The sequence below is a fragment of the Mycoplasmopsis agalactiae 14628 genome, assembly GCF_000266865.1.
Taxonomy (GTDB): domain Bacteria; phylum Bacillota_I; class Bacilli_A; order Mycoplasmatales; family Metamycoplasmataceae; genus Mycoplasmopsis; species Mycoplasmopsis agalactiae_A.
The window spans coordinates 1-4384 of sequence record NZ_AJPR01000007.1; the positions used below are offsets into that span (position 1 = coordinate 1).

The window sequence follows — 4384 nt, forward strand, 5'->3', positions numbered from 1 at the left end:
CTTTTATTTTGTCTATAAACTCACCACTTTTGATATTTATTAATAGATTTATAAAGCATTTTTAGGGCTATTTTATAGCCTTTAAAGAAAGGATAAATTTATGAGAAAATCAAAGTTTTTATTGCTGGGATCACTGTCATCATTAGTAGCAATTCCTTTTGTAGCCGCTAAGTGTGGTGGAACTAAAGAAACTAAAGAAGATGAAAAGAAACCAGCTGAAATGCCAGGCGAAGGTCAAAAGGATCCTAAAGCTCCGTCAAAAGACAAAGCGACAGGTGATAAGGATAAAGCTGAAAAAGACAAAGCTGATAAAACAGGAAATGATTCATCAACTAGCAACAAAGATCCTAAGGCACCTGAAGAAGTTGAACCAAACAGTAATTCTAATAATGCATCCTCAAATAGCTATTACAATGAACTAGATGACAGACCAGTAAATTATGTTGATGCAACAGGATTTGACATCGGAAGAAGATTCCAACGAGACTTCAACGAATTAACAAAGCAAGACAAACAAGACATATTAACTGATGTCGATGAACTAATTAAAGAAATAGAAGAGAAAATAAATAAAAAATTTAATCCTTACACTTTAATCAACACTAAACTTAAATCACTGCTTAGTGAACAGGCAATCAAACTAAAGTCTAAAATTAAACAAAATAAAACATTTGACGATGCTGATAAATCATTTAATGAACTATTTGATTTTGTTGAAAAATACGTCAAATAACGCACTATCAATTGTAATAAATATGAAAATCCTGCAAAGTTGCAGGATTTTTGGTATGTAATAATTGCTGTTAGTTTATTTATAGTCAATATCAGCATTTTCAAAATCATATATATCACTAAAATCAACAATGCCATCTTTATTTATAAATCTGCTGTAGTAGTTCTTTAGGATATCAAATCTTGTAAACAGATTGTCAAAATAGCTGGTCTTAGATTCCTTTTCACTTTCCTTGAATTCATGAAAGTGTTTTATTGCTAAATCATATTGATCAATAATGTTAGTTAGTTCAGCTTTGATATTATCAAAAAGAAAGTCAAGTTCTGAAAGATGTTCTGGCTCTTCTGTAGTTTTAAGATTTTTGAATGTTTCTTCTACGATTTCTATGTTGTTTTTTAAGATTGGCATAAGTGATGCAAAGTAATTTCTTTGTTCCTCAAGTTTTGATAATTCATAGAAGGTCTTACCGCTATCAACTTTTTTAATTTCTTTCTTGAATTCATTTATTTTTTTAATAACTGCATCAAATGATTCTTTAGTTATATTTTTTGTTGATAGCACTTTTTCAACTTCTTTATTAAGAGAATCTTTTTTTGAATAGAATAGTGCTTCATATTCATTATTTGATCTTGCGCGCGCTAATTCAGTGACTTCATTTCATAAACCTTTAAGTTCAGATTTTAAGTTGCTTGAATTATTGCTTTGATCATTGTTGCCATCTCTATCTTTTTCTGATTTATCTTTGTCACCATCCTTTTTATCAGACTCATCTTTGCCAGACTTATCTTTGTTACCATCTTTTTTTGTATCATCACCAGGTTTTTTGTCTGATTTATCTTTATCGCCATCTCTTTTCATTGTATCATCTTGTTTCTTTTCTTCATCCTTGGTGTCACCACACTTAGCTGCTACAAAAGGAATTGCAACTAATGAAGACAGTGATCCAAGCAATAAAAACTTTGATTTTTTCATAAATTTATCCTTTCTTTAAAGGCTATAAAATAGCCTTAAAAATGCTTTATAAATCTATTAATAAATATCAAAAGTGGTGAGTTTATAAGCAAAATAAAAGCAAACTCGGAGCGAGTCTGCTCTATATATTGTTTTGCAATAAATTATCTCAAAGTTTATGTTTTATATGACTGAGATTGGCAATTTGTGTTAAACAATTTATATCATGCCTATAGTAGCGCCAGAAGCATCACCTTCATTAGCTGTTCTTGTTGGTTGAGCTTCGTATTTACCTGAAACAAGTTTTGAACCATCCTTAGCTTCAATAACAAGCTTCTTGTTTTTGAACTCAACTGTTTTTAAATCATCTGCTTTTATTTCTTTTAAACCTTCAACAGTTTTTAGAACTTCAAGAACTTCTTCTTTTTTAACATTTTCTTTAGCTAATTTATTTAGTTTTTCTCTAACTGTATTTTCAAGTTTACTTAAGTCAACAGCTGTAGTTGTTTTGGTGTTTGAATCTCCTCCAGGAGTCATAGGATTGTTTTGACCCCCACCTTGTGAATCTGCAGGCTTTTCGTTTCCTTCTTCCTTAGTACCATCACACTTAGCTGCCACAAATGGAATTGCTGCTAATGATGATATTGATCCAAGCAATAAAAACTTTGATTTTTTCATAAATTTATCCTTTCTTTAAAGGCTATAAAATAGCCCTAAAAATGCTTTATAAATCTATTAATAAATATCAAAAGCGGTGAGTTTATGATCTTTTTAAAAAGTACATGGTGCATAAAAAGTTTAGCTTAAAAACTTATTAATGTTGCTTTTGTGCTTAAATACTTGTATAATATAAGCATAAATGCAACAAAAACACTCAAATTCTAAATATTACAATGCAATTTGTCAACTATTACATGAGAATGATGGCGTTATCACATATAAACAACTAAAGGAACACAATATCCCCACTATATATTTAACAAGAATAATAAGAAACGGCATCCTTACTAGAAAAACCAAAGGCATTTATATTCTTAGCAATGGACATTATGATGAATATTATTTCCTAAGCAAAAACTATAATTCATTGGTCTTCTCTCATTATAGTGCACTATATCTGAATAATATTATTGACATTTTTCCGCACCAAATTGATGTTACAGTTTATAGTGGCTATAATGCAAAAGGCATTAAGAAGTATGCAAATGTTTACTACTGTGATAGAAACATACATTCAATTGGCCTATCAGAAGTAAAAACAATATTTGGGAACAAAGTAAAGGTTTATGACTTTGAAAGAACAATTTGCGATTTTGTTAAACTGCGTAAAAAAACTGATAGCGAAATTTTTTCTAAGCTTATCAGCACATATACTAAATACGAGAATAAGAACTTCAAAAAATTATACGAATATGCCTATAAATTAGGCATACACAAAAAAATATTGGAGATATTTGAATTATTTTATGAATAAGAATAAATTAATAAGTTTGTGTCATAAAATTGCAGATAAAAATAATGCAAATTTCAATGTTGTTTTAATTCAATATTTTATGGAAAGTGTACTAAGAAGAATATCTAAAAGCAATGAAAGAGATAATTTTGTGTTCAAAGGTGGTTTCCTTCTATCTAACATCATGGGTTTAGACAAAAGAGCCACAATTGATATTGATTTAGAAATGGTAAAAGCCAGAAAGATAAGTGCTCCTGAAATAATAGAAAGATTTAATAGCATATTAAAAGCTGATGACATAGATGGAATTAAATATCAAATTCTAAAGTATACTGATATTAGAAAAGAGCATAAATATAGTGGCGTTAACATATCATTACTATGCCAAATTGAAAACATAAAACAAGTTATTTCTATAGATATTGCTTCAGGTGATGTTATTACACCTAAAGAAATTGTTTATGAATACAAAAGCATATTTTCAAATCAGGATTTTTCTATTTTGGCTTATAACATTGAAACTATGCTGGCAGAAAAACTTGAGACAATATTTTCTTTTGGCTATTTCAATACAAGATTTAAAGATTTTTATGATGTCTATGTTATCTACACTTTTAAAAACAAGAATATTGATATTAACAGGCTTAGGGATGCTTGCCACAACACATTTAAAAATAGAAATAGTGAATTTAACATACAGCAATTAATAGATCTAGTTAACAATATTTCTTTAAATCCATTGATGAATGAACGATGAAATAAATATATAAGCCAGCTAAATAGCCGACAGGAAATAGACTTTAAAACTGTAACCGATTCAATAATGAAACTACTTGAGCTAATAAAAACCAAGGAACTAACAAAATAATGATTAAATTTAACAAACACATTGTTTGTTTTTTATTTTTTTCTTAATAAACTTATTGCTTTTGATATTTATTAATAGATTTATAAAGAATTTTTAAGGCTATTTTATAGCCTTTAAAGAAAGGATAAATTTATGAAAAAATCAAAGTTTTTATTGCTTGGATCACTGTCTTCATTAGTTGCAATTCCTTTTGTAGCAGCTAAGTGTGGTGACACCAAAGAAGATGAAAAGAAACCAACTGAAACTACTCCCGGCAATCCTGCTGAAACACCAGGCGGGAGTCAAAATAACCCAGGAGGCAATCAAAACCCAGGAACTGAAAGCGGTGGAAATGGTAATAATGTAACAACAGATGGCAAGAAATCGTTATCAGTACTTA

6 protein-coding genes are annotated in these 4384 nt (G+C 29.2%); 4 read left to right on the plus strand and 2 right to left on the minus strand.

Going from position 1 to position 4384, the window contains the following annotated elements; translation table 4 throughout:
* The first annotated feature begins 100 nt into the window (after positions 1–100).
* Positions 101–733 carry a variable surface lipoprotein gene (locus MAGB_RS01955; RefSeq protein WP_004024135.1) on the plus strand — a complete coding sequence of 211 codons (633 nt, stop codon included), beginning with the start codon at positions 101–103 and terminating at the stop codon, positions 731–733.
* Between the two features lie 75 nt (positions 734–808).
* On the opposite strand, the gene MAGB_RS01960 is transcribed toward MAGB_RS01955, so the two are convergent.
* Positions 809–1705, minus strand: a complete 897-nt coding sequence (locus MAGB_RS01960) for a variable surface lipoprotein (RefSeq protein WP_004024136.1) — start codon at positions 1703–1705, stop codon at positions 809–811.
* A 198-nt stretch (positions 1706–1903) separates the two neighbouring features.
* Positions 1904–2362 carry a variable surface lipoprotein gene (locus MAGB_RS01965; RefSeq protein WP_004024137.1) on the minus strand — a complete coding sequence of 153 codons (459 nt, stop codon included), beginning with the start codon at positions 2360–2362 and terminating at the stop codon, positions 1904–1906.
* A gap of 181 nt (positions 2363–2543) precedes the next feature.
* Here MAGB_RS01965 and MAGB_RS01970 point away from each other — a divergent pair, with 181 nt between their 5' ends.
* From MAGB_RS01970 to MAGB_RS01980, 3 genes are all read left to right on the plus strand, one after another.
* Entirely contained in the window at positions 2544–3158 is a 615-nt protein-coding gene (locus tag MAGB_RS01970; protein WP_004024138.1) for a type IV toxin-antitoxin system AbiEi family antitoxin domain-containing protein, read from the plus strand.
* Positions 3151–4005, plus strand: a complete 855-nt coding sequence (locus MAGB_RS01975) for a nucleotidyl transferase AbiEii/AbiGii toxin family protein (RefSeq protein ID WP_004024139.1) — start codon at positions 3151–3153, stop codon at positions 4003–4005. Before MAGB_RS01970 ends, MAGB_RS01975 begins: the two co-directional genes overlap by 8 nt.
* Positions 4006–4137: 132 nt before the next feature.
* A partial coding sequence (locus MAGB_RS01980; protein ID WP_036433248.1) for a variable surface lipoprotein occupies positions 4138–4384 on the plus strand: 247 nt, incomplete at its 3' end.